We start from the raw sequence: 18,199 nt of genomic DNA on the forward strand, positions 1-18,199 counted from the left end.
AATGAAACTCCTCCACATCGACTCCAGCGTGCTCGGCTCCCACTCCGTTTCCCGGCAGGTCTCCGCCGCCATCGTCGATCGTCTCAGGCAGGCGACGCCATCGCTCGACATCGTCTATCGCGACCTGACGCGGAGCCCGCTCGCCCATCTCTCCGGTTCGCATCTCGCGGCCGCGCAAGGCGCGCCTGCCCCGGAGGAACTCGGCCCCGACCTCGCCGCCAGCAAGGCCGCGCTGGCCGAATTCCTTGCCGCCGACATCGTCGTGATCGGCGCGCCCATGTACAATTTCACGATTCCGAGCCAGCTCAAGGCCTGGATCGACCGGATCCTGGTGGCGGGGAAGACGTTCAGCTACGGGGCCAACGGACCGCAGGGTCTCGCCGGCGGCAAGCGCGTGATCTTCGCGATCTCGCGCGGGGGTTATTACGGCGCTGGCTCGCCCGCCTCGTCGCTGGAGCATCTGGAAACGTATCTGCGCGGCGTGTTCGGCTTCATGGGCATTCACAGTCCCGAATTCATCAGTGCCGACGGCATCCAGGTCGGGCCGGAGCATCGCGAGAAGTCGCTCGCAAGCGCGCTCGAGGCGGCGACCACCCTGCGCGCGGCCTGAGGCAACCCGCACATCATCAGCCGCCGCAACTCGGTCGCGGCGGCTGATTGAACGGCGCGCGATCGGCGAAGTTAGAACCAGGCGCCCGGAATGCCCAGGATGACGGCGACCAGCGAAACGAACAGGCCGATGCCGGAGAAAAGAACGATCCCGATGAACTCGGAGGTGTCGGAACGCTTGGCGGGAGCTGCGGAGTTTTCGGTGTAAATACGCGGTGCTGAAATCGGGGAAATAATACGTACTGCCTTTGGCATATCGGGCTCCCTTGAAAATGAGTCTTCGTGACCCTGCCCGTAAAAGTGTCTTGGCAGCGCAAGCGAAGGTTCAACGCCTCACGCAAGGTTCAGAAAATACAGCTCGCGAGGCGTGGGAACCGGCCGGCGCAACCGGTTTGCGCGCGCCGACCGATTCAATTTTCACTTCAATCGATCAGCCGCGATAGATCGGCGCGCCGCTCGGCGAGGCGACCGCGCCGCCATCGACGAAGATTTCCTGGCCCTGCACATGCGCGGAATCGTCGGAGGCGAGGAACAGCACCGTCTTCGCGACGTGATCTGTTTCACCAATGCGCCCCAGCGGCGTCGTCAGTGCGATCCGCTTCTCGAACGCCTTCTCGGCTTCGGGCGTCGCGGTCGCAGGCCCCCAGATCGGCGTGCGGATCGCACCGGGCGCGACCACGTTGACGCGAATGCCGCGCGGCGACAGTTCTGATGCCATGATCCGCGCCATCGCCCGCACGCCGGCCTTGGCGGCGCCATACGCCGAATAGCCGGGAATGCCGAGCACGGAGATCACCGAGCCGCTGAGGATGATCGAAGCGTTGTCGTTGAGATAAGGCAGCGCGGACTGAACGGTGAAGAACACGCCGGTCAGATTGGTGCTGATGACCTTCTCGAAGACCTCCAGCGTGGCCGAACCGAGCGGCGTGCCGCCGGCGATGCCGGCATTGGCGAACACGATGTCGAACTTGCCGAACTTTTCGGCGCCCTTTTTGATCGCAGCTTCGGTGGCGGCGATGTCGGTGGCGTCCGCGGCCAGCGCGAGCGCGTTCGGACCGAGCTCCTTCGCGGCCGCCTCGAGCGTCTCCTTGTTGCGCCCGGTGATCACCACCTTGGCGCCCTCGGCCACGAACAGCTTTGCCGTTGCCAGTCCAATGCCGCTATTGCCGCCGGTGATCAGGGCCGTCTTGTTCTTCAGTCTCACGTTCGCCTCCAGTGGTTGCATCATAAAACTATGATTGCCATCTAGGACATATGGTTTTATGATGCAACCACACGAGCGCGTGATCGGCGACAGGACCGTGCGATCGCGAAAGGACCAGACCATGGTGAAACGAACGAGCTTCGAGGGCGATGCGTGTCCGATCGCGCGATCGCTGGAAGCGATCGGCGACCGCTGGTCGGTGCTGATCATCCGCGAGGCGCTGTTCGGCCTGCGCCGCTTCGGCGAGTTTCAGAGCAAGCTCGGCATGGCCAAAAACATCTTGTCGACGCGGCTGAGCGCACTGGTCGACCACGGAATCCTGACGACGGCCCCCGCGTCGGACGGCAGCGCCTATCAGGAGTATGTGTTGACGGAAAAGGGCCGCGGTACTTTCCCGATCCTGGTAGCCCTGCGGCAATGGAGCGAGGCCTTCGACGATCGCCCGTCGGAGATCGCGACCATCCTGGTCGATCGCGCCAAGGGCCGACCGGTGAAGAAGCTCGAGCTGCGCGCCGAGGATGGGCGATTGCTGACGCAAGCCGATACAACGCTGAAACCGCGGCCGGCGCCGCGGCGGCGGTCGGCGGGATAGCGGCGCGCTGTCTCTCCATCGTCGTCCTGGCGAAAGCCAGGACCCATTACCCCAAGGAGGAGTTTGGCGAAGCCTCGTCACCCGGAATTCGCACCGCGCTCAGGTCGACAGACCTCGCGGTATGGGTCCTGGCTTTCGCCAGGACGACTCCGGAGAGAGTGCGAACGTTGCGCGGCAGGGCTTGTACAAACCATCGACGGCGTCAAAGATGGGGGACACCGCAAAGTGGCACCACCATGCCCCTGCTCGCCATCGTCTATTTTTCCATCTCCGGCACCACGGAGAAGCTGGCGCATGCGGTTGCGCGCGGCGCGGATGACAGGGCGCGGGTCACGCTATGTCGCATCACCGGCGAGGACATCGTGTCAGGCCGTTTCCAGAATGAGAGCTTACTGGAGACGATCGACCGCGCCGACGCAGTTGCGTTTGGCAGCCCGACCTACATGGGCGGACCAGCCGCTCAATTCAAAGCGCTTGCCGACGCTTCGAGCGATCGATAGAGCCGGCAGCAATGGGGCAACAAGATCGCAGCCGGATTCACCACGGGCGCCTGCGCAAGCGGCGATCAACTCCACACACTGTCCTACTTTTCCATTCTGGCCGCGCAGCACGGAATGCTGTGGTGCGGATTGGATATTCCGGGCGGGGAGGACCCGAGCGGCCGCAATCGTTTGGGCAGCCAGCTTGGCCTTGCGACGCATTTGGTCGACAGCACCTTGCCTCAAAGCGACCTCAGCACGGCCGAATATCTCGGCCAGCGATTGGCCAAAATGGCAAGCCGCAACGGCTAACCCCAGCGTCACTGCGGGCGCAGCGCCTATCAGGCGTATGTGCTGACGGAAAAGGGCCCGCGGTACCTTGCCGACGCGGATACCACGCTGAAGTCGCGGCCGCCGCCGCGCGGCGGTCAGCGGGCGCGCGCTGTCTCTCCAACGTCGTCCTGGCGAAAGCCAGGACCCATTACCACAAGGAGGAGTTTGGCGAAGCCGCGTCCCCCGGAATTGGCACCGCGCTCAGGTCGATGGACCTCGCGGTATGGGTCCTGGCTTTCGCCAGGACGACTCCGGAGAGAGAAAGAGAGCGTGCGTGACGGATCCGCTCGGTCTTCGCCGCTACGACAGCTTGCGCTTGCTCCGTAGCCGCAGATGCTCGTCGGCCTCCAGCTTGGTCATTCCCAGGAGATAATGCAGCACGTCCAGCTTGTGCCGCTCGGCAAGCTTGCGCAGTGCCCCGACCTGCTCGGCGATGAAGGCGACCGCCTCCTCGACGCCACCCTCCCCCGGTTCCTCGTGACGCGAGCCTCCCGCCGCGCGCGCCGCGGCGCCCGCCCGTTTCTTTCCTGGCTTAGTCACCAGCCCCCACCCGAATCCATCGCCCCGCAGAAACATTACGCCGACATCGGCCGCAACTCAAAGGTGGTAATTTGCAACTTTCTCGATATGAAACTTTTCCCATCGGGATGGCTTTCAACACCCCTCGATTTGACAGCGAGGGCCTCACCACCCATGTTCGGGACGAAAGGGCCGACCCGAATCTCATCGAATTCGGCCCCAAATTTCCCCATAAGTTACTGGAACTACATGAATATCGTCATTGTGGAGTCGCCGGCGAAAGCCAAGACGATCAACAAGTATTTGGGCTCGTCCTACGAGGTTCTGGCCTCGTTTGGCCATGTCCGCGACTTGCCCGCGAAGAACGGCTCCGTCGATCCCGACGCCAATTTCAAGATGATCTGGGAGGTCGACCCCAAGGCGGCCGGCCGGCTCAACGACATCGCCAAGTCCCTCAAGAACGCCGATCGCCTGATTCTCGCAACCGACCCTGATCGCGAGGGCGAGGCCATCTCCTGGCACGTACTGGAGGTCCTGAAAGAGAAGCGTGCGATCAAGGACCACAAGATCGAGCGCGTGGTGTTCAACGCCATCACCAAGCAGGCGGTCACGGACGCCATGAAGCATCCGCGCCAGATCGACGGTGCGCTGGTCGACGCCTATATGGCGCGGCGCGCGCTGGACTATCTGGTCGGCTTCACCCTCTCCCCCGTGCTGTGGCGCAAGCTGCCGGGCGCCCGCTCGGCCGGCCGCGTGCAGTCGGTGGCGCTGCGGCTGGTCTGCGACCGCGAGCTCGAGATCGAAAAGTTCGTCGCGCGCGAATACTGGTCGCTGATCGCGACCCTGCTGACGCCGCGCGGCGACGCCTTCGAGGCCCGTCTGGTCGGCGCCGACGGCAAGAAGATCCAGCGCCTCGACATCGGCACCGGCGCGGAAGCCGAAGACTTCAAGAAGGCGCTGGAAGCAGCCGCCTACGCAGTGACCGCGGTCGATGCCAAGCCGGCCCGGCGCAATCCGCAGGCGCCCTTCACCACCTCGACGCTGCAGCAGGAAGCCAGCCGCAAATATGGCTTTGCGCCGGCGCACACCATGCGCATCGCGCAGCGGCTCTATGAAGGCATCGACATCGGCGGCGAAACCACCGGACTCATTACTTATATGCGTACCGACGGCGTGCAGATCGATCCGTCCGCGATCACCCAGGCACGCAAGGTGATCGGCGAGGATTACGGCAACGCTTACGTGCCGGACGCGCCGCGCCAGTACCAGGCCAAGGCCAAGAACGCCCAGGAAGCCCACGAAGCGATCCGGCCGACCGACATGTCGCGCCGCCCCGACAGCATGAGCCGCAAGCTCGAATCCGACCAGGCGAGACTCTATGAACTGATCTGGAAGCGCACCATCGCGAGCCAGATGGAATCGGCCGAGCTGGAACGCACCACGGTCGACATCACGGCGAAGGTCGGCGGCCGCACGCTGGACCTGCGCGCCACCGGCCAGGTCGTCAAGTTCGACGGCTTCCTCGCACTTTATCAGGAAGGCCGCGACGACGAGGAGGACGAGGACTCCCGCCGCCTGCCCGCGATGAGCCCCAACGACGCGCTGAAGCGGCAGTCGCTCGCCGTCACCCAGCACTTCACCGAGCCGCCGCCGCGCTTCTCCGAGGCCTCGCTGGTCAAGCGCATGGAAGAGCTCGGCATCGGCCGGCCCTCGACCTATGCCTCGATCCTCCAGGTCCTCAAGGACCGCGGCTACGTCAAGCTCGAGAAGAAGCGCCTGCACGGCGAGGACAAGGGCCGCGTCGTGGTCGCGTTCCTCGAGAGCTTCTTTGCCCGCTACGTCGAATACGACTTCACCGCCAATCTGGAAGAGCAGCTCGACCGCATCTCCAACAACGAGATCTCCTGGCAGCAGGTGCTGAAGGATTTCTGGACCGGCTTCATCGGCGCCGTCGACGAGATCAAGGATCTGCGCGTGGCCCAGGTGCTCGACGTGCTCGACGACATGCTGGGACAGCACATCTATCCGGCGCGCACCGACGGCGGCGACATCAGGCAATGTCCGAGCTGCGGCAACGGGCGGCTGAATCTCAAGGCCGGCAAGTTCGGCGCCTTCGTCGGCTGCTCGAACTATCCGGAATGCCGCTACACCCGTCAGCTCGCCGCCGACGGCGAGGCCACGGCTGACCGCTCGCTCGGCCAGGACCCTGATACGGGGCGCGATGTCTGGGTCAAGGCCGGCCGGTTCGGCCCCTACATCCAGCTCGGCGAGCAGAAGGATTATGCGGAGGGCGAGAAGCCGAGGCGCGCAGGCATTCCGAAGGGGACGTCCCCTGGAGATGTCGAGCTCGAGCTTGCGCTCAAGCTGCTGTCGCTGCCGCGCGAGATCGGCAAGCATCCGGAAACCGGTGAGCCTATCACCGCGGGTCTCGGCCGCTTCGGGCCGTTCGTGAAGCACGAGAAGACCTATGCCAGCCTCGAGGCCGGCGACGAAGTGTTCGACATCGGCATCAACCGCGCGGTGACCCTGATCGCGGAGAAGATCGCCAAGGGCCCGAGCCGCCGCTTCGGCGCCGATCCCGGCAAAGCGATCGGCGATCATCCCACCCTCGGCACCGTCACGGTGAAGGGCGGCCGCTACGGCGCCTACGTCACGGCCGGCGGCGTCAACGCGACGATCCCGAGCGACATCGAGAAAGACGCCATCACGCTGCCGCAGGCGATCGCGTTGATCGACGAGCGCGCGGCCAAGGGCGGCGGCAAGAAGCCGAAGAAGGCGGCTAAGCCGGCCAAGGCCAAGAAGGCTGCGGCGAAGGCCGCCGACGGCGATGACGCCGCGCCAAAAACCAAAAAGCCGGCCGCGAAGAAGGCGGCCAAACCCAAATCCGAATCCACCAGCAAGGCGCGCGCCGCCGTGTCGTCGACGGCCAAGACTTCGGCCATCAAGACGTCGCCGACCAAGGCAGCTGGCGCCAAAGCTCCGGCCAAGAAAAGTGCCGGCACCAAATAGAGGTTAAGTGAAACGCAAGAATGACCGTGGCTTTCCCGACCGGGCAGCCATCGTCGCCTTCATCAAGGCAAATCCCGGAAAGGTCGGAACCCGCGAAATTGCGCGCGAGTTCGGCCTGAAGAACGCCGACCGCATCGAGCTCAAGCGCATGCTGCGCGAGCTCGCCGACGACGGGCTCGTCAAGAAAAAGCGCCATACGATTTCAGAGCCGGACAGCCTGCCGCCGACGCTGGTCGCCGACATCACCGGCCGCGACGCCGACGGCGAGCTGGTCGCCTCCCCGACCGAATGGGACGAGGTCGAAAGCGGCGAACCGCCAAAGATCCTCATCACGATGCCGCGCCGGCCCAAGCCCGGCACCGCGGCCGGCGTTGGCGATCGCGCGCTGCTGCGCGTTGAGCGCTCGGATGAAACCGAAGGCCCGGCCTATCGCGGCCACATCATCAAGGTCTTCGACAAGACCAAGAGCCGCATCCTCGGCGTCTTCCGCAGCCTGCCCGAAGGCGGCGGGCGGATCATCCCCGTCGACAAGAAGTCCGCCGACCGCGAGCTGAACATCGCCCCGACCGAGACGCACGGCGCGCAGGACGGCGATCTCGTCAGCGTCGACATCATCCGCTCGCGCGGCTTTGGGCTGGCGTCAGGCCGCGTCAAGGAGAAGCTCGGCTCGGTCAAGTCGGAGAAGGCGATCAGCCTGATCGCGATCTACGCGCACGACATCCCGCTGCAATTCCGCCCCGCTGCGGAGCGCGAGGCCGAAGCGGCGGAGCCGGCCAATTTGAAGGGGCGCGAGGACTGGCGCGACGTCCCGCTGGTCACCATCGATCCGCCGGATGCCAAGGATCACGACGACGCGGTGCACGCGCAGCCGGATCCCGATCCCAACAACAAGGGCGGCTTCATCGTCGATGTCGCCATCGCCGACGTGAGCTTCTACGTGCGGCCCGGCACCGCGCTCGACCGCGACGCTCTCGACCGCGGCAACTCGGTCTATTTCCCCGACCGCGTCGTGCCGATGCTGCCCGAGCGCATCTCCAACAATCTGTGCTCGCTGGTGCCGGGCGAGCCGCGCGGCGCGCTCGCGGTGCGGATGATCATCGCCCCGGACGGGCGGAAACGATCGCACAGCTTCCATCGCATCCTGATGCGCTCTGCAGCCAAGCTGAGCTATGCCCAGGCGCAGGCCGCGATCGACGGCCGGCCGGACGACACCACCGGCCCCCTGCTCGATCCGATCCTGAGGCCGCTCTATGCGGCCTATGCCTGCGTCAAGCGCGCGCGGGACGAGCGCGATCCGCTCAATCTCGACCTGCCCGAGCGCAAAATCCTGCTGAAGCCCGACGGCACGGTCGACCGCGTCGTCGTGCCCGACAGGCTCGACGCGCACAAGCTGATCGAGGAGTTCATGATCCTCGCCAATGTCGCGGCAGCCGAGATGCTCGAGAAGAAGTCGCTGCCGCTGATCTACCGCGTGCATGACGAGCCGACCCTGGAAAAGGTCCACGCGCTCGCGGAATTCCTGGAGACGCTGGACGTTCCGTTCGCAAAGGGCGGCGCGTTGCGCCCCGCTCTGTTCAACCGCGTGCTGGCGCAGCTCGAAGGTCACGACCACTTTCCGCTGGTGAGCGAGGTCGTGCTGCGCGCCCAGGCGCAGGCCGAATACTCCTCGGAGAATTACGGTCATTTCGGCCTGAATTTGCGCCGCTATGCGCATTTCACCTCGCCGATCCGCCGCTATGCCGACCTCGTCGTGCACCGCGCACTGGTCCGCGCGCTCGGCCTCGGCGAAGGCGCGCTGCCCGACACCGAGACGCCGGAAACATTGAGCGAAGTCGCAGCCCACATCTCGGTGACAGAGCGGCGCGCGATGAAAGCGGAGCGCGAGACCGTCGACCGCCTGATCGCCCATCACCTCGCCGACCGCATCGGGTCGAGCTTCCAGGGCCGCGTCTCCGGCGTCACGCGCGCCGGCCTGTTCGTCAAGCTCGCTGAGACCGGCGCCGACGGCCTGATCCCGATCCGATCCCTCGGCACGGAATATTTCAATTATGACGAAGGCCGCCACGCCCTGGTCGGCACACGCAGCGGCACCATGCATCAGCTCGGTGACGTCGTCGACGTCCGCCTGATCGAAGCAGCTCCCATCGCAGGCGCGCTGCGCTTCGAGCTGCTGTCCTCGACCGGTGAGACCGCGCCCCGCGGTCGCAGGTCCTCCGGTCCGCAGCGCCGCCCCTCGTTCAAGGCGCATCCCGGGCGCAGCCCCGACAAAAAGCGCAAGCCGGACAGGCCGAAAAAGCCCGGGAAGGGCAAAAAAGCCAAGGGAAAAAGCAAGGGCAAGGGCCAGAAGGGCAAGGCATGGTGAGCACGGCGCCGAAGATATGGACCCGCGAGACCGGCCTCGTCGAGAAGCGCGACGTTTTTGCTGCGATGAGGCGCGGCTTTCGCGGCCGCTGCCCGCGCTGCGGCAAGGGAAAGCTGTTCCGCGCCTTTCTCAAGACCGCGGACAATTGCGCGGTCTGCGGCCTCGATGTCACGCCGCATCGCGCCGACGATTTGCCCGCCTATCTCGTCATCGTCATCGTTGGCCACATCGTGGTGCCCACCGTCCTCTGGATCGAGACCAATTACTCCACGCCGGTCTGGATCAGCTTCGCGGCCTATCTGCCCTTCACCTTCGTCGCCTCGCTGGCACTGCTGCAGCCGGTGAAGGGAGCCGTGGTCGGATTGCAATGGGCTCTGCGCATGCATGGGTTTGACGACAACCCGACGGATGGTATTCCGCCGGTGTAAGCAAAATAAGCAAGAAGTGGTTTGGGTGAGGACATGACGGATATTTCGCAAGCCGAGAAGGCAAAGATCCACGAGGGCAAGGAAGCCGATCACCATCCTTATTTCCGCCCGCGGGATGCGGCGACACTGATCCTGGTCGATCGCAGCGGCACAACTCCAAAAGTGCTGGTCGGCAAGCGCCACGACAACGTGGTGTTCATGCCCGGAAAATTCGTCTTCCCCGGCGGCCGCGTCGACAAGGACGATTATCGCGTGCCGTGCGCGGCGCCTGTCACCGCTGAGCTGGAAGCCAATCTCGCCAAGGGCAGCCCGAAGACGCCCGCCTCGCGCGCGAAGTCGCTGGCGATTGCCGCGATCCGCGAGGCCTGCGAGGAGACCGGTCTCTGCCTCGGGCGCAAAGCCGAGGTGAAGGCCAAGCTCGAAGGCGCCTGGAGGCCGTTCGCGGATGCGGGCCTGCTGCCCGACCCGTCCAGCCTGTTCCTGATCGCGCGCGCGATCACCCCGCCCGGTCGCGTCAAGCGCTTCGACACGCGCTTCTTCACGGCGGACGCCTCCGCGATCGCCCATCGCGTCGACGGCGTGATCCATGCCGATGCCGAGCTGGTCGAGCTGGTCTGGGTCGAGCTCGGCTCAAAGCCGCTCGCCGATCTGCATCCGATGACGCGCAACGTGCTCAACGAACTCGACGCGCGCCTCGCCACCGGCCCGCTCCGCCACGATGCGCCGGTGCCGTTCTTCCATTTCTACGGCGGCAAGATGCAGAAGGATATTTTGAGCTGACTGGCCGCGCGGGGCCCACGTCTCTCCTCCGTCATTCCGGGGCGCGCGAAGCGCGAACCCGGAATCCATTCATCACCGTCCTTGCTGCTCGATGGATTCCGGGTTCGCCGCTACGCGGCGCCCCGGGAATGACGGGAATGTGCTGAGCGGCCACTCAAAAACAAAATAATCTTCCCGCCTTCCCCGATGGCGGAGTTCCGCGGCATGCCTATGTCTTCCGGAACGACACCAAGAACGGACACCGGGCGATGGCACAACGGCAACTCAAGCTTGGCGCGTTCATGCGCCCGATCAGCATCCACACCGGCGCCTGGCGCTATCCCGGGGCCTGGCCGGACGCCAATTTCAACTTCGGCCACATCAAGACGCTGATCCAGAAGCTCGAGGCCGGCAAGTTCGACGCCTTCTTCATGGCCGATCACCTCGCCGTGCTGAACATGCCGGTCAATGCGCTCAAGCGCAGCCACACGGTCACCTCGTTCGAGCCGTTCACGCTGCTGTCGGCGCTGTCGGCCGTGACCGAGCGGATTGGCCTGGTCGCGACGGGCTCGACCACGTTCGACGAGCCCTATCACGTCGCGCGGCGCTTCGCCTCGCTCGACCATCTCAGCGGCGGACGTGCGGGCTGGAACATCGTCACCACCTCGAACCCGGATGCGGCCCTGAATTTCGGCCTCGACGACCACATGGAGCACGCCGAGCGCTACAAGCGCGCCCGCGAGTTCTACGACGTCGTCACGGGCCTGTGGGATTCCTTTGCCGACGACGCCTTCGTGCGCGATGTCGAAAGCGGCGTGTTCGTCGATCCCGCGAAGATGCATGTGCTCGACCATCACGGCAAATATCTGAAAGTGCGCGGCCCCCTCAACATCGCCCGCCCGGTCCAGGGCTGGCCGGTGATCGTGCAGGCCGGCGCCTCCGAGGACGGCAGGCAGCTCGCGGCAGAGACCGCGGAAGCCGTCTTCACCGGCGGCGGCAGCCTTGCCGACAGCCAGAAACTCTATGCCGACATCAAGGGCCGCATGGAGAAGGTCGGCCGCGATCCCGAACACCTCAAGATCCTCCCCGGCGCCTTCGTCGTGGTCGGCGACAGCGTCGACGAGGCCAGGGAGAAGCGTGCGCTGCTCGACAGCCGCGTGCATTACGAGAGCGCCATCGCCTCGCTCTCGGTCATCCTCGGCACGGATGCCTCCGGCTTCGACCCGGATGGGCAATTGCCGGAAATCCCCGAAACCAACGCCAGCAAGAGCGGCCGCCAACGGATGGTCGACCTCGCCGCGCGCGACAAGCTCACGGTGCGCCAGCTCGCCCAGCGTGTCGGCGGCTATGGCGGGCTATCCTTCGTCGGCACGGCCAAAACCATCGCCGACCAGATGGAGGAATGGCTGGTCGGGCGCGGCTCCGACGGCTTCAACATCATGTTCCCGTTCCTGCCGGCCGGCCTCGACGATTTCGTCGACAAGGTGGTCCCGGAGCTGCAGCGCCGCGGGATTTTCCGGAAAGAGTACGAAGGGCCCACTTTGAGAGAGAATCTGGGCCTGCCGCGGCCTAAAAACCGGTTCTTCGAGGCGTAATCGGGCCGATTTGAGCGGTTTTCGAGCCCTAAAATCTTGACATCAGGCCGTTTCTGGCTAGGTTGCCGGCCAACGCGGGCCATTTGGCCGGCTCCAGATTCCCTTCATTCCTGAGGTTCTGAACATGGCCAAAGCGGTCACCATCAAGGTCAAGCTCGTGTCCTCGGCCGACACCGGCTTCTACTACGTCGCCAAGAAGAATTCGCGCACCATGACCGACAAGCTGGTCAAGAAGAAGTACGATCCCGTCGCGCGCAAGCACGTCGAATTCCGCGAAGCCAAGATCAAGTAAGAAGATCGCGGAACGTAGAAGACTTTTGCGGGGCCCTTTCGGGCCCCGTTTCATTATGCGCCCCATCCTCTCGTGTCCCGGACGCGCTGCAGGGCCCTTGCGCGGCTGCGCAGAACCGAACCCAGAAGCTACATAGCGCAATACGGAGACGTGGTCCCGGCTTTGCGGCACATCTTCGAGCGGACGTGCGTTGGCCGCGAACTCAAAAATCTGAACCACCACAGGCATCTTGGTTTACGCCTCCGCCCGTGATCATTGCGGCAAGGGCTTAACTCGATTCAGATCAACATGGTCTGCCGGCGGATCATTAAACCAAAACAGTGCCTAGCGAACCCAGCGACTTCCCCCAATTGAGCCGCCAGCGCACCCAAGAGCTGGCGGCCTTTGTCGCCTTGCTTCCGTACCGCTGCGCTCATCACATTGAACTTGATCTTCCTCAACCTTGCCTGCCGCTTTTTCCCATACCCTCAGTTGGGTTCCGCAAAACGCGGGGGAGGAACGATGCTCGTAAGAAAGCAACAAATTGTGCCTCAACGGCCAAGCTCGAGCGAACTGAATGCGCTCGCCGGGCACGCGGTGTTTTGCAGCGAATTCAAGTATCGACGCGGCACCGAGATCTTCGGAGAAGCGGAGCCGATCCAATATCTTTACCAGGTCAAGAGCGGAGCGGTTCGGAGCTATAAATTGTTGGCTGACGGTCGGCGACAGATCATGGCCTTTCATCTGCCCGGTGATATCTTCGGCGTCGAGAACGGTTCAGCTCACCGATTTACCGCTGAGGCGATTGTCGAAACGATTGTCCGGCTGACCGATCGCCAGCATGTCGTCGAACAGAAGTGTGGCAGTGCGACCGCGACGAACAATGTGCTCAGGCTCGTCACGGGCAGCCTTCAACATGCCGAAACTCACATGCTGCTGCTCGGGAGGAAGACGGCAATCGAGAAAGTCGCGGCTTTCTTGATCGAAATGGACGTCCGCTTGACTGCGGCCGGAGTGATGAGCCTTCCCATGAACCGTCGCGATATCGCGGACTATCTGGGGCTGACGCTGGAAACGGTGTCACGTGCCCTGTCACAACTCAGGGACCGTGACATTCTCAGCTTCATCGGGCAGTCCCAGCGACAAATCATATTGCGAGATCGAGCAAAATTGACCGAGTTCGATCAATGAGCGGAATTGATGCATTTGGTCTCCCTGGGGTCTCACGCGACTGACCATTGCGGGGCCGCTGCGATCAATTAGCTGAAATGCATCGCTTCTGGCGACGAACGCCGTGAGCGACAGATCCTCCGATCAGCTCCAGCACCTGTCCGCGACCGCAAGCGCTGCTTTGGACGATCATTCGCGCACCGGTTGGAATTGACCCGTCCGGCGGCTCTCCGGGGAGTTTGCGACCGGACGAAAAATCGACGGACGGAATCGATCGTTGCGGTTTCGCATTCGTGCCTGCGGCGTCCGCCGGCGAAGATCGGGCTGTCGCCCCGCTCTTGGGCCGCGTGCAACTTCCATCCTCCTGGAGCTCAAGGCCGCTCTTGCAGACAATCTTCGTACAAGCATCCCCCTCTGCTCTGAAACCTTGATCGCAAACCAGCGGACAAACCCGGCCTGACTTCGCCTTGATGGCATCCAGCGCATCGAAGCTCGCGAGCTTGGTGTCTAGTTTGGTCCCCGCATGCTTGTTGAACAGCGTCAGGGAGCGCTGTGACGAAGCGTTCCAGTCGCCATCCGCCGAGGCTGCCAGACAACCGACGCGGCGGAGTTCTGACTGCACCAGTCTTGTCACTTCCTGCGGTGACATCGCTGGCACGATCGAAGAAGGTGTTACAGCTGCGATCTTCTCCTCCGCGGCGGTAGAGCCTTGTTTCTCGGCCGCCTGCTTCCCGACCAGTTCGGCAACGGCCTTGTCGCTCGCGAGCTTGTCGGCGAGGGCCTTCTCGGCCCTGAGCTTGTCGGCGAGCGCCGTCGCAGCTGCCGCCTCGGCCTCCTTCCTCCGCTGCTCGGCTGCGGCCGCCTTGGCTTCCTCGACTTGCTTGGCCTTCTCGGCTGCGAGCCGGGCATCCTCGGCCGCCTTGGCGGCGGCTGCCGCCTTGTCCTGCTCGCCCTTCTTGGCTCGGTCGACGATGAGCCGGGCCTTCTCTTCTTCGGCTTGCCGAGCCTTCTCTGCGGCCGCAGCACGCGCATCCTCGGCAGCAATCCGATTCAGCTGGGCCTTGGCCAAGTCGGTGTAGAACCCGCTTGGATATCGGTTGAGAAAGGCGGCCCACACATCGCGAGTGCCGAGCTGGAGCGCCAATTCATAGTCGCGCCGGATCTCGCTGTCGGGGTTTGCCTGCGGTCCGGCAACGACCGGCTTTGCGGGGACGAGCGAGACATCTTCGCCGCCGAGCGAGCCGTAGACATAGGGTTCCTGCTTGTAGCCGGTGTTTTTCAATACATCGTCGCGGACGAATCCGAACGCCTTGCGCAAGTCGAGGCCCGGTGTCGGCAAGCGCTCGACAAGCGCTGCAGCGAATGGGCTGTTCCTGGAATCGCCATCCGAAGCCGTTGACCCCGCCTTCGCGGCGAATGCAATCATCGTATTCGGACTGGTCGGCTCGATCTTGGCGAGACCGCGGCCGATAGCGCGTGCAGCAACAGTCCTCTTCATGGTCTTGGCAAACGGATTGTCGCGGCAGGCATCGAGAATGATAAGCCGAAGCTGCTTCGCGGGCTCGACCGCGAACAGCGCACGATCAAGCCCCACGGTCTCGTCGAGAACGTCGCTGTCGGTCTCCAGAGTGGCATCGGTCGGGATCAGGTAATTGGTCCCGTCGAGCTCGATGCCGTGACCGGCGTAATAGATGACGGCGACCTCGGCGTCTCGCGCCCGTCCGCCGAAATCGCGCAGAGCCTTTCGCATCGCGGAGGCATTGAGATCGGCCCTGACGTCGATCCAGTCGAACCCCGCCTTCTTGAACATGCCACCGACCAGGGCGGCATCGTTCGCCGGATTGGCAAGCTTCGGCACGCTCTTGTAGGCGGAGTTTCCGATCACCAGCGCGACGCGGCGCTCGGCTTGTGCTGAGCCGCAGGACAGTCCGATGAAAAGACACGATAAAAGCCAGCGAAACGCGCTCATGACAGCCCCAGATAGCAGTATGCGCAGCCTAGGCGGAGCCTGCCAAAAGGCAAGTTCCGGCTCTGTGACGCCCATCACGCAACAATCCGACCTGCGACGGCAATGGACTGGAGCGCGAGGAAGCAAGTGTGACCCATCTCAAAGAGCTTGATGGAGCAATTCAATACCTCCAGCGGGATCGTTGCATGAACCCGGTCCATTCCCGTGAAGAGCCATTTGCCGTTGCTGGATCCGCTGCGCTTCGCTGCCGCCCTCGGCGTCGCCATGTTTCACCAGATGTTCTGGTCCTGGGCCTGGGTGTCGATTGGCGTCCCGGGTTTCGAACGCACCGTCGCCGCCGATGTTCTCTACCCGTCCGCCGCGCCCTTCACATGGTTCGGCTGGGTCGGCGTTGAAATCTTCTTTGTCATTTCCGGCTTCGTCATCGCGAATTCTGCAAGCACATCTTCGCCGGGCGAGTTTCTTCTTGGTCGCGCACTCCGGATTTATCCGGCGGTTTGGGTTTGCGCCACCGCGACCTTCCTCGTTCTTTTTATCTTCGGGAGCGGACCGGCATCCGAACTCGTTCTGCCCTACATTCACGCGATGCTGATGGTTCCCAAGGGAGTCACGGGACAGTGGCTCGACGAGGTTTATTGGACGCTGGCCGCCGAGACGGCGTTTTATGGTCTCGTGTTCTGCGCGATGTTCACGAAGAAGGTCACCCTGCGACACCTGGCCTGGGGCCTCACCATCTACAGCGCAATCTTCAATGCCGTCGCGCTGCTCGTGCTGTCATGCACGACGCCGTCCGACTTGCCTTATCTTGTCATCCTGATGTTTCGGGTGCCGTGCGCGGCATTCCTGCTGACGCATGGCTGCTTCTTTGCGCTGGGGATCTGGCTGTTCATTTCCGCGAACAGACAATTGACGGCGCTCGAACAGCTCGCAATCGCCATCACCTGTCTTTCGGGCGCAGCGGAAATCTACTTTTTCGCCTCGTTCTTCTTGACGTCCATCCCCGCCATCTCGGATCAATCAGCCCTTGTGCCGATCGCGGTTTGGGCGGCTGCGGTACTCCTCATTGCCCTCGCCGCGAATCGGCACAGGCATTCTGCGGGCATCGCGTCCCCCAAGACGCCAGCCTATTTGAGAACGCTCGGACTGATCACCTATCCGCTCTATCTCACCCACAACGTCATTGGCACGGCAATCATTCGTGCCCTGGTCGATGCCGGCTTCGATGCCACCTCGGCCGTATGGGTCGCGTTGGGCATGCTTGTTCTGGTCTGCTGGTTTATTTGTGCGAAGGTCGAGCCCGCCGTCAGAAGCGCGCTGACACTGACCGTCGCGTATTTCGGAAAGCTGCCGGAGAGACAGCCTAAATCGAGACGTCCGGCGTTGGCTCGAGGGCTGCGCCCTCCGCTGCCCGTCTCGGTCAAGGTGACGGTCGCGGCGTCCTAGCCGCGCTCTCACAAGAGCTCTGCTGGCCGCAAGGCCATCCGCAGCACCGGTGTCGGCGGCTGCGACGGACAGCCTCCATGTCGCCCCTCGGCCGCGAGCTGACCCCGAGGGACGTTGATCCTCATCAAGCAGCGAAGCAACGCAGTCCTCTACGCTCAAACGATCGGGCAGGAGCGCACCATGCTTCCCTTCACGCTTGAGCAGTTCCTCAGCGTCTTCGCGGCCTACAATACGGCGATCTGGCCCGCGCAAATTATTGCCTATGCGCTTGGCGCCATCGCCGTCGCCGCCGTTCTCTGGAAAGGCCGCGCCTCTGATCGCGTTGTCTCAGCCGTCCTCGGATTGATGTGGCTGAGCACCGGCATTTTCTATCACGGCGTCTTCTTCTCCTCGGTAAACAAGGCCGCGTTCGCCTTTGGCGTCTTGTTCGTCATAGAGGGCGTGGCACTGCTCTACACGGGTGTCGTCCGCGGCCGACTTCGCTTCGCGATGAGTTTCGGGCTTCGAGCAGTGATCGGCGCGGGGTTTATTCTCTACGCATCTCTCATCTATCCGATGATCGGAATTGCAGCGGGGCATTCTTGGCCGACGTTACCGATGTTCGGTGTAGCTCCTTGCCCGGTTACCATCTTCACCTTCGGTCTTTTACTTATGACGACCGACCGCTTCTCATACTGGCTCCTGGTGATCCCCTTCATCTGGTCAATCATCGGTGGGAGCGCAGCTATCTTCCTGGACGTTCGGCAGGATTGGCTGCTTCTGATTAGCGGCTTCATTGCCGTTCCGATCGTCGTCGTCGGGAACCGACATGCACCTGCCGTACTAGCCGAGACGAGATTGACGCCCTCAACCGAATTGAGCCCATGATTGCAACGAGTGGCAGCGACCGCGCGCCCATGTTGGAAAGCTACTTCCGAGAATGGACGACTTGGCATGCCTTCAGGCAACATGATTTGGAAGGCAGTTGTTGCAGGATTGTGCGGAAGCATCGCGCATTCGCTGCTGATGTACTTCAAGTTTTGGGCTGGACTGCTTCCATCATTCCAGCCCTACGAAAGCTTCCAGGCGACGCTGAGCCATGTGACCGGCACGGCAATCCATCCAGTGGTGCCGTGGCTACTTTCATTCCTGAATGGCTCAACCTTCGTCAGTTTCGCCTTTGGCCATCTCTATCGATGGCTGCCCGGCAATATCGGAGCGATCAAAGGGATGGCATACGGCGTGCTCGGATGGGCGACCATGGGGTTGGTGTTCTTTCCCATGATCGGGCTAGGATTTTTCGGAGTGCAGGCTGGACTTGGCATTTCGCCAGCACTGTTCTCGCTGGCGATGCTCCTGACTTACAGCGTCATCTTGGGCATGGTTTACGACGCGCTCAATTCCTGACTCGTTTAAGTATGAGATCAGGCAATTCCGTTCTCGGTCAAACAACAACGTGAGCGCAGGCCACTGCAATG

Annotated in this window: 17 protein-coding genes; 13 read left to right on the plus strand and 4 right to left on the minus strand. The window is 63.2% G+C overall.

Going from position 1 to position 18,199, the window contains the following annotated elements:
• The first annotated feature begins 1 nt into the window (after position 1).
• Positions 2-610: an FMN-dependent NADH-azoreductase gene (locus tag AC0L2F_RS07905; protein ID WP_473248019.1), complete on the plus strand. Its 609-nt coding sequence runs from the start codon at positions 2-4 to the stop codon at positions 608-610.
• 71 nt (positions 611-681) lie between these two features.
• Here AC0L2F_RS07905 and AC0L2F_RS07910 read toward each other — a convergent pair whose 3' ends face one another.
• A complete protein-coding gene (locus AC0L2F_RS07910; protein ID WP_473248020.1) occupies positions 682-864 on the minus strand; it encodes a hypothetical protein in 183 nt (60 codons plus the stop codon).
• Positions 865-1,039: 175 nt separating this feature from the next.
• Complete coding sequence (locus AC0L2F_RS07915; protein ID WP_007611234.1) at positions 1,040-1,813, minus strand: SDR family oxidoreductase; 774 nt, start codon at positions 1,811-1,813, stop codon at positions 1,040-1,042.
• Positions 1,814-1,934: 121 nt separating this feature from the next.
• On the opposite strand from AC0L2F_RS07915, the gene AC0L2F_RS07920 reads away from it, so the two are divergent.
• Positions 1,935-2,405 (plus strand): winged helix-turn-helix transcriptional regulator, encoded by a 471-nt coding sequence (locus tag AC0L2F_RS07920; RefSeq protein ID WP_473248066.1) that lies wholly within the window; start codon positions 1,935-1,937, stop codon positions 2,403-2,405.
• A gap of 236 nt (positions 2,406-2,641) precedes the next feature.
• Entirely contained in the window at positions 2,642-2,905 is a 264-nt protein-coding gene (locus AC0L2F_RS07925) for a flavodoxin family protein (RefSeq protein ID WP_473248021.1), read from the plus strand.
• A gap of 612 nt (positions 2,906-3,517) precedes the next feature.
• On the opposite strand, the gene AC0L2F_RS07930 is transcribed toward AC0L2F_RS07925, so the two are convergent.
• Positions 3,518-3,757 (minus strand): hypothetical protein, encoded by a 240-nt coding sequence (locus AC0L2F_RS07930; RefSeq protein WP_473248022.1) that lies wholly within the window; start codon positions 3,755-3,757, stop codon positions 3,518-3,520.
• Between the two features lie 228 nt (positions 3,758-3,985).
• Here AC0L2F_RS07930 and topA point away from each other — a divergent pair, with 228 nt between their 5' ends.
• From topA to AC0L2F_RS07965, 7 genes are all read left to right on the plus strand, one after another.
• The gene (gene topA / locus AC0L2F_RS07935) at positions 3,986-6,745 is read left to right on the plus strand and encodes a type I DNA topoisomerase (RefSeq protein WP_007611239.1); all 2,760 of its coding nucleotides are present in this window, start codon (positions 3,986-3,988) and stop codon (positions 6,743-6,745) included.
• Between the two features lie 7 nt (positions 6,746-6,752).
• Entirely contained in the window at positions 6,753-9,107 is a 2,355-nt protein-coding gene (gene rnr / locus AC0L2F_RS07940; protein WP_473248023.1) for a ribonuclease R, read from the plus strand.
• Complete coding sequence (locus AC0L2F_RS07945; RefSeq protein ID WP_473248024.1) at positions 9,101-9,535, plus strand: DUF983 domain-containing protein; 435 nt, start codon at positions 9,101-9,103, stop codon at positions 9,533-9,535. Before rnr ends, AC0L2F_RS07945 begins: the two co-directional genes overlap by 7 nt.
• Positions 9,536-9,568: 33 nt before the next feature.
• Complete coding sequence (locus tag AC0L2F_RS07950; RefSeq protein WP_473248025.1) at positions 9,569-10,315, plus strand: NUDIX hydrolase; 747 nt, start codon at positions 9,569-9,571, stop codon at positions 10,313-10,315.
• Positions 10,316-10,563: 248 nt separating this feature from the next.
• Positions 10,564-11,889 carry an LLM class flavin-dependent oxidoreductase gene (locus tag AC0L2F_RS07955; protein ID WP_473248026.1) on the plus strand — a complete coding sequence of 442 codons (1,326 nt, stop codon included), beginning with the start codon at positions 10,564-10,566 and terminating at the stop codon, positions 11,887-11,889.
• Positions 11,890-12,013: 124 nt separating this feature from the next.
• A complete protein-coding gene (rpmG, locus tag AC0L2F_RS07960) occupies positions 12,014-12,181 on the plus strand; it encodes a 50S ribosomal protein L33 (RefSeq protein ID WP_007603295.1) in 168 nt (55 codons plus the stop codon).
• Positions 12,182-12,682: 501 nt separating this feature from the next.
• Entirely contained in the window at positions 12,683-13,351 is a 669-nt protein-coding gene (locus AC0L2F_RS07965) for a helix-turn-helix domain-containing protein (protein WP_473248027.1), read from the plus strand.
• Between the two features lie 64 nt (positions 13,352-13,415).
• On the opposite strand, the gene AC0L2F_RS07970 is transcribed toward AC0L2F_RS07965, so the two are convergent.
• Complete coding sequence (locus AC0L2F_RS07970) at positions 13,416-15,299, minus strand: caspase family protein (RefSeq protein WP_473248028.1); 1,884 nt, start codon at positions 15,297-15,299, stop codon at positions 13,416-13,418.
• A gap of 222 nt (positions 15,300-15,521) precedes the next feature.
• Between AC0L2F_RS07970 and AC0L2F_RS07975 the strand changes: the two genes are divergently transcribed.
• From AC0L2F_RS07975 to AC0L2F_RS07985, 3 genes are all read left to right on the plus strand, one after another.
• Positions 15,522-16,742: an acyltransferase family protein gene (locus AC0L2F_RS07975; RefSeq protein ID WP_473248029.1), complete on the plus strand. Its 1,221-nt coding sequence runs from the start codon at positions 15,522-15,524 to the stop codon at positions 16,740-16,742.
• Between the two features lie 114 nt (positions 16,743-16,856).
• A complete protein-coding gene (locus tag AC0L2F_RS07980) occupies positions 16,857-17,609 on the plus strand; it encodes a DUF6064 family protein (protein ID WP_473248030.1) in 753 nt (250 codons plus the stop codon).
• Between the two features lie 66 nt (positions 17,610-17,675).
• A complete protein-coding gene (locus AC0L2F_RS07985) occupies positions 17,676-18,128 on the plus strand; it encodes a DUF6789 family protein (protein ID WP_063996043.1) in 453 nt (150 codons plus the stop codon).
• Positions 18,129-18,199: the final 71 nt, after the last annotated feature.

It is taken from the genome of Bradyrhizobium sp. Ken64 (assembly GCF_055807555.1).

Coding starts and splice junctions, on each gene's coding strand:
- AC0L2F_RS07955 (WP_473248026.1), top strand. CDS start 10,564: ATGGCACAACGGCAACTCAAGCTTGGCGCGTTCATGCGCCCGATCAGC.
- AC0L2F_RS07985 (WP_063996043.1), top strand. CDS start 17,676: ATGCCTTCAGGCAACATGATTTGGAAGGCAGTTGTTGCAGGATTGTGC.
- AC0L2F_RS07925 (WP_473248021.1), top strand. CDS start 2,642: ATGCCCCTGCTCGCCATCGTCTATTTTTCCATCTCCGGCACCACGGAG.
- rpmG (WP_007603295.1), top strand. CDS start 12,014: ATGGCCAAAGCGGTCACCATCAAGGTCAAGCTCGTGTCCTCGGCCGAC.
- AC0L2F_RS07905 (WP_473248019.1), top strand. CDS start 2: ATGAAACTCCTCCACATCGACTCCAGCGTGCTCGGCTCCCACTCCGTT.
- AC0L2F_RS07970 (WP_473248028.1), bottom strand. CDS start 15,299: ATGAGCGCGTTTCGCTGGCTTTTATCGTGTCTTTTCATCGGACTGTCC.
- AC0L2F_RS07945 (WP_473248024.1), top strand. CDS start 9,101: ATGGTGAGCACGGCGCCGAAGATATGGACCCGCGAGACCGGCCTCGTC.
- topA (WP_007611239.1), top strand. CDS start 3,986: ATGAATATCGTCATTGTGGAGTCGCCGGCGAAAGCCAAGACGATCAAC.
- AC0L2F_RS07910 (WP_473248020.1), bottom strand. CDS start 864: ATGCCAAAGGCAGTACGTATTATTTCCCCGATTTCAGCACCGCGTATT.
- AC0L2F_RS07920 (WP_473248066.1), top strand. CDS start 1,935: ATGGTGAAACGAACGAGCTTCGAGGGCGATGCGTGTCCGATCGCGCGA.
- AC0L2F_RS07965 (WP_473248027.1), top strand. CDS start 12,683: ATGCTCGTAAGAAAGCAACAAATTGTGCCTCAACGGCCAAGCTCGAGC.
- AC0L2F_RS07950 (WP_473248025.1), top strand. CDS start 9,569: ATGACGGATATTTCGCAAGCCGAGAAGGCAAAGATCCACGAGGGCAAG.